This window comes from Streptomyces humidus (assembly GCF_014649655.1).
GTDB classification, from domain to species: Bacteria; Actinomycetota; Actinomycetes; order Streptomycetales; family Streptomycetaceae; genus Streptomyces; species Streptomyces humidus.
This window is the reverse complement of sequence record NZ_BMTL01000062.1, coordinates 22,189-28,213: the sequence shown is the minus strand read 5'-3', so window position 1 is coordinate 28,213 and position 6,025 is coordinate 22,189. Positions and strand designations below refer to the sequence as shown.

Here is a 6,025-nt window from a genome sequence, read left to right as displayed (position 1 = left end):
CACACCCGCACCCGCACCCGGCCCGGCGACCCCCTCCACCACCTCCGACTCCCCGACCGCCTCAGCCTCCTCCAGCACCACATGCGCGTTCGTGCCGCTGACGCCGAAGGCCGAGACGCCCGCACGGCGAGGCTGCCCGTTCTCGGTCCGCGGCCACTGCTGGGCCTCGGCCAGAAGGCTCACCCGGCCCGCCGACCAGTCGACGTGGCGCGAGGGGGCGTCGACGTGGAGCGTGCGCGGGAGCAGCCCGTGCCTCATGGCCATGACCATCTTGATCACACCGCCGACACCGGCGGCGGCCTGGGTGTGCCCGATGTTCGACTTCAACGAGCCGAGCCAGAGCGGTCGTTCACGGTCGCGTCCATAGGTGGCGAGCAGGGCCTGCGCCTCGATGGGATCGCCGAGAGTCGTGCCGGTGCCGTGCGCCTCCACCGCGTCCACGTCCGCGGCCGACAGCCCCGCGCTCGCCAGGGCCGCCCGGATCACCCGCTGCTGCGAGGGGCCGTTGGGGGCGGTCAGGCCGCTGCTCGCGCCGTCCTGGTTGACCGCGCTGCCCCGGATCACGGCCAGCACCCGGTGACCGTTGCGCCGCGCGTCCGACAGCCGCTCCAGCAGCAGCAGGCCCGCGCCCTCGCCCCAGCCCGTGCCGTCCGCCGCGTCCGCGAAGGACCGGCAGCGGCCGTCCGGGGAGAGTCCGCGCTGGCGGCTGAACTCGGTGAAGGTGACCGGCGTGGACATCACGGCCACACCGCCCGCGAGGGCCAGCGAGCACTCCCCCGCCCGCAGCGCCCGGCAGGCCAGGTGCAGCGCCACCAGGGAGGAGGAGCAGGCCGTGTCCACCGTGACGGCGGGACCTTCCAGGCCCAGGGTGTAGGCGACGCGTCCGGAGGCGATGCTGCCGGCGCTGCCGTTGCCGAGGAAGCCCTCCAGTCCGGGCGGGGGGACGTCGAACCGGGAACCGTAGTCGTTGTACATGACACCGACGAAGACGCCGGTGGGACTGCCGCGCAGGGTGCCGGGGTCGAGTCCGGCCCGTTCCAGGGCCTCCCAGGAGATCTGCAGCAGGAGCCGCTGCTGCGGGTCGGTGCCCAGGGCCTCGCGCGGCGACATGCCGAAGAACTCGGGGTCGAAGTCGGCGGCGTCGTGCAGGAAGCCGCCCTCACGGGTGTAGCAGGTGCCGGGGTGCTCGGGGTCGGGGTGGTAGAGGGACGCCACGTCCCAGCCCCGGTCCTCCGGGAACGGGGTGATGGCGTCGGTGCCGTCGGCGACCAGGCGCCACAGGTCCTCGGGGGCGCGTACGCCGCCCGGGTAGCGGCAGGCCATGGAGACGATCGCGACGGGCTCGCGGTCCCTGGCCTCCAGGTCGCGCAGGCGGCCGGTGGTGCGGTGCAGGTCGGCGGTGACCCGCTTCAGGTAGTCCCGCAGGCGTTCTTCGCTCACAGCTCGGCCCCCGGACCCGGGTCGCGCACCACGGCGGAGAGCGGTGGCAGGCCCGCTGCGCTCGGAATGGTAGACAGCACCGGAATCTCCTCAGGCTCGGACACCGCGCTCACGGCATGGCTCCTCGAACACCTCGAACGCGGCCAAGTCTGGGGGCGGCCGGGCGGTCCACGGCCGCTCGACCTCCGACTCTGAGAAATCCCCTAGTTGCCCACGCCACCGGTCGGCCCGCGCCGGGGGCCGGGCGGCGCCCGCGGGCACCGGCAAATCCCTAGAACTGCGCGCGTCTTCTGGCCTTCGTTCCGCCCGGCGTGCTGCGCTGAGGCCGCTTCGGCACGCCGCCCCGTGCGGCCTGCCCTACAGGAGGGGTTGGGGGTTTGCGATGACGGCAGTGTCTGCTGCTGGACGCCCGGAGGCGTCCGCGCCGCCCGAGGTCGGTCTCGACGGTGGTGCGACCCTGCTGGCGTGGTTACGGCGGATGCGCGACGAGCAGCCGGTGTGGCGCGATCCGGCCGGCCGCTACCACGTCTTCCGTCACGAGGACATCCAGCGGATCACCGCCGATCCGGCGACCTTCTCCTCGGACACGGTGACCCGGCTGTCGGGTGGTGAGCGACAACCGCCGGGCGGCACGCTGCTGTTGCTGGACCCGCCCCGGCACGGCAAGCTGCGGCGGCTGGTGAGCAAGGTCTTCACCGCGAAGATGGTCAACGAGCTGGCTCCGCGCATCACCGAGGTGGCCACGGAGCTGCTCGACGGCCTGGACGGCCGTGACCGCTTCGACCTGATCGAGGCGTTCGCCAACCCGCTGCCGGTCATCGTGATCTCCTCCCTGCTCGGTGTCCCGCCGTCCGACCGCCCGCTGTTCCAGGTGTGGGCCGACAACCTGCTGACGGTGGACTGGGAGACGCCCGAGGGCGCCGAGGTCATGGGCCGGACGGTGCAGGAACTGGACGCCTACCTGCGTCGGCATGTCGCCGAGCGGCGAGCGCGCGAGTACGACGACCTGATGAGCCTGCTGGTGCGCGCCGAGGTCGACGGGGAGAGCCTGAACGACGACGACGTGGTGAGCTTCGCCGCGCTGCTGCTGCTGGCCGGTCATGTCACCACCGCGGTGCTGCTGGGCAACATGCTGCTGACACTGGATGCGGAACCCGCTGTGCAGGCCGGGTTGCGCGCCGACCGTGCGCGGGTCACGCCGTTCGTCGAGGAGGTCCTGCGCTGCCGGCCGCCGTTCCTGAAGATCGAGCGAGTGCCCACGGTCCCGGTGGAGATCGCCGGGGAGAAGGTGCCGGAGAACGCGATGGTGTACCTCTGGCTGCTGTCCGCCAATCGCGACGAGCGGATCTTCCCCGACCCGGACCGTTTCCTGCCCGGCCGCTCCAACGCCAGGCAGGTCGCCTTCGGGCACGGCATCCACTACTGCCTGGGCGCCCCGCTGGCCCGCATGGAGGGGCAGATCGCTCTCGACCTGATGCTCGACCGCTACGCCGGGATCCGGGTCGACCGCGACGCGCCGCTGTCCTACTTCGACAACCGCGTCAACGTCTTCGGTCTTCGGCGGCTGCCTCTCATGGTCCGCCGGGCCTGAGCGCCGCATCCGGGCGGACGAACCCACCAGACGGAGGACTCATGGCCTACGAGCCGAAACCACCAGTGATACCGACCGACCGCACCTGCCCCTTCGACCCCGATCCGGAGTACCGCCGGCTGCGCGAGGAGGAACCGATCAGCCCGGTCAGGTTCGACATCGCGCCGGGCCGCGACGACGGCTGGCTGGTCACCCGGCACGACCATGTGCGGGCCATCATGACCGACCCCCGGTTCAGTCACCGCGCCGAGCTCCTGGCGCTGGTGGCGTCGCCGCCGTTCGAGGTGGAGAAGTACGACCCGCAGCCGTCGGGGCCGGGTTCCTTCGTCCGGATGGACGCCCCGGACCACACGCACTACCGGCGACTGCTGACCGGCTTCTTCACGGTCCGCAAAATCCAGGAGTACGAGCCGACGCTGGCCGGGATCATCGACGGCGTGCTCGACGAGATGGCCGGACTCGAACCGCCGGTGGACCTCCTGCCGGCGTTCGTGCAGAAGGTCGTGCACCGGTCGGTGCACTCGGTGATGGGTGTGCCGGAGGAGGACATCGCCGAGCTCGACCGGCACTTCTCGGCGATCATGCGGATCGACTACACGCTCGAGGAGTTCATCGAACACAACACGGCGCTCGACCGGACGCTGGCCCGCGTCGTCAAGGACCTGTTCGCCGAGCCGAACGACAAGCTGCTCGGCAAGCTGGTCAAGACCGGCGAGCTGACCGAGGAGGAGCTGGCGAACGTCGCCTGGATCACCATCGGCGGCGCCCTGGACACCACGCCCAACATGCTGGGTCTCGGCACGTTCGCGTTCCTGGAGCATCCGGAGCAGCTGCGGAAGGTCCGGGAGCGGCCCGAGCTGATGGAACGTGCGGTGGAGGAGCTGCTGCGTTATCTGACGATCTCCCACATGGGCGCGAGCCGGGTGGCGCTGGAGGACGTGGAGGTCGGCGGAAAGACCGTCGAGGCCGGTCAGACCGTGGTGCTGTCCCTGCCGGCCGCCAACCGGGACCCGGAGCAGTTCGAGGACCCGGAGGTCTTCGACGTCACCCGTCCCTCCCGTCGCCACCTGGCGTTCGGCTTCGGCATCCACCAGTGTCTGGGACAGCATCTGGCCCGGGCGACCCTGCGCATCGGCTTCCAGAAGCTCTTCGACCGCTTCCCCGACCTCCGGCTGGCGGTCGAGCCGCAGGAGGTCCCGCTGCGGGACAAGGCGATGCACTACGGCGTGTACGCGCTGCCCGTGACCTGGGGGTGAGCACGCCTGCGGACTCGCGTGCGGGCCGCCCCGGGAAAGGGGCGGCCCGCGCTTCCCGTCCGCTCGCGCGGCGCCCGGACGGATCAGGGTGCGGCGGAGGTCGCGCCCAGGTGGGACATGCGCGGCCAGGTCGTGCGCCAGGGCCGGCGCAGCCCCTCGCACACCCAGACGGGCGCGCCCTGGTTGAGGTTGTGCACCCGGTCTGCGTTGGTGACGGTGCCGCGCCTGCGCACGCTGGTGAAGAACTGCCGTAGATAGCTGGCGTCCGCGCCGACGAAGACCACGGTCGCGGTGTCGTCGGCCGGGCGGCGCAGGTACCAGTAGCCTCGGTGGCCGCTGTAGGGGCGCGGCAGTCCGAGCGCCGGGCCGAACCGGTCGAGGGCGCCGGCCTGGTCGTACCGGTCGGTGATCAGCAGGGCCCGGCGGCGCCGGTCCGCGGGCAGGCCGCGGTGGACGCGGGCCACCGAGGCGGCCAGGTCGGGCCAGCCGACGCTCTCCATCGCCAGCCGGTCGGCGGAGGACCGGGTGAGCCGCTGGACCGGATAGACCGGCAGCACCTGGACCGCGAGGGCCGCCGACGCCACGTAGACCACGGCCGTCGACCACAGGCGCGGGCGGGTGACGCGCAGTCCCTGCAGTGCCGTCGCGCCCGCCGCCCACAGCACGGCGAACAGCCCGGCGACGTAGTAGGGACGTCCGTGGACGACGAGGTAACAGGCGCACAGTCCGGCGAAGGTCAGCCCGAGGAACCGGTAGGGGCGCGCCCGGCGGGCGATCAGCAGCCAGGCCAGGCCGCAGCACAGGAGGAGGGCCCCGGCCAGTCCGGCGGCCGACAGGACGGTGGGCAGGAACAGGGCCCGGCCGCCCTCCTCGGCGTCGACCTCCTGGGCGATGACCCTGGTCATGGCCAGTTGGGGCCAGCCGGCACGGGCCTGCCACAGCAGCCCGGGCACCGCGGTGAGCAGGGCGCCGGCCGCCGAGGCCCACAGCAGCCGGCGGCGCAGCAGTTCCCGGGGGCCGGCGAGGAGCAGGGCCAGGAACAGCACGGCCCAGAACCCGACGCTGAGGAACTTGACCTGGAGGGAGACGGCGGCGGTCAGGCCGAGCAGGGGCAGCAGCCGGTCGCGCCGGGTGCGGACCCAGCGCACCAGCAGCCAGCAGCCGGCCGTCGTCAGGAAGATGTCCAGGGTGGCGGTGATGAGCAGATGGCCCATCTGGAGCATGACCGGCGAGACGGCGTACGCGCCGGCGGTGGCGAGCTGGGCCGCTCGTCTGCCGCCCAGCTCACGGGCGGTCAGAGCGGCGGTCAGCACCCCGAGCGCGGTGAGGGCCGCGGCCGGTGCCCGCAGCACCACCAGCGAGCCGGGTGACACGGCGTCGAGGGCGTGGGCCAGCAGGGGCAGCAACGGGGGCTGGTCGGCGTACCCCCAGGCGGGGCTGCGGCCGGCGGCGAGGAAATACAGCTCGTCGCTGAAATAGCCGAAACGGCCGGCGGTGAGCAGCAGCAGCGCCCCGGTGACGCAGGCGACGGCGCACACCGGCAGCAGGGCCAGGGGTGGGGGCGGGGCCGACTGCGGTGCGGCGGGGGTGCGGGCACGGGGGGCGGCCCCGGGAGGTCGGTACCCGCCGTCACGGTGGGTGTCCTCGTCCCGGGCAGTGGGGGGCATCGTCGCTTCCTCGTTCCTGTCGGCTTCGCGATGGGAGCAGCGCGCGGGCGTGCGCCCCGAACCTACGGTCG

4 protein-coding genes are annotated in these 6,025 nt (G+C 72.7%); 2 read left to right on the top strand and 2 right to left on the bottom strand.

The window, feature by feature from the left end; translation table 11 throughout:
- A partial coding sequence (locus IE239_RS39595; RefSeq protein ID WP_190154292.1) for a type I polyketide synthase occupies nucleotides 1-1,440 on the bottom strand: 1,440 nt, incomplete at its 3' end.
- Nucleotides 1,441-1,831: 391 nt separating this feature from the next.
- On the opposite strand from IE239_RS39595, the gene IE239_RS39590 reads away from it, so the two are divergent.
- Together IE239_RS39590 and IE239_RS39585 are read left to right on the top strand one after the other, a co-directional pair.
- On the top strand, nucleotides 1,832-3,031 hold the full coding sequence (locus tag IE239_RS39590; protein ID WP_229878738.1) for a cytochrome P450: 1,200 nt from the start codon (nucleotides 1,832-1,834) through the stop codon (nucleotides 3,029-3,031).
- Between the two features lie 41 nt (nucleotides 3,032-3,072).
- Entirely contained in the window at nucleotides 3,073-4,287 is a 1,215-nt protein-coding gene (locus tag IE239_RS39585) for a cytochrome P450 (RefSeq protein WP_190154290.1), read from the top strand.
- A gap of 83 nt (nucleotides 4,288-4,370) precedes the next feature.
- Here the strand turns inward: IE239_RS39585 and IE239_RS39580 are convergent, their stop codons facing one another.
- Nucleotides 4,371-5,954: an ArnT family glycosyltransferase gene (locus IE239_RS39580; RefSeq protein ID WP_190154289.1), complete on the bottom strand. Its 1,584-nt coding sequence runs from the start codon at nucleotides 5,952-5,954 to the stop codon at nucleotides 4,371-4,373.
- Between the last annotated feature and the right edge of the window lie 71 nt (nucleotides 5,955-6,025).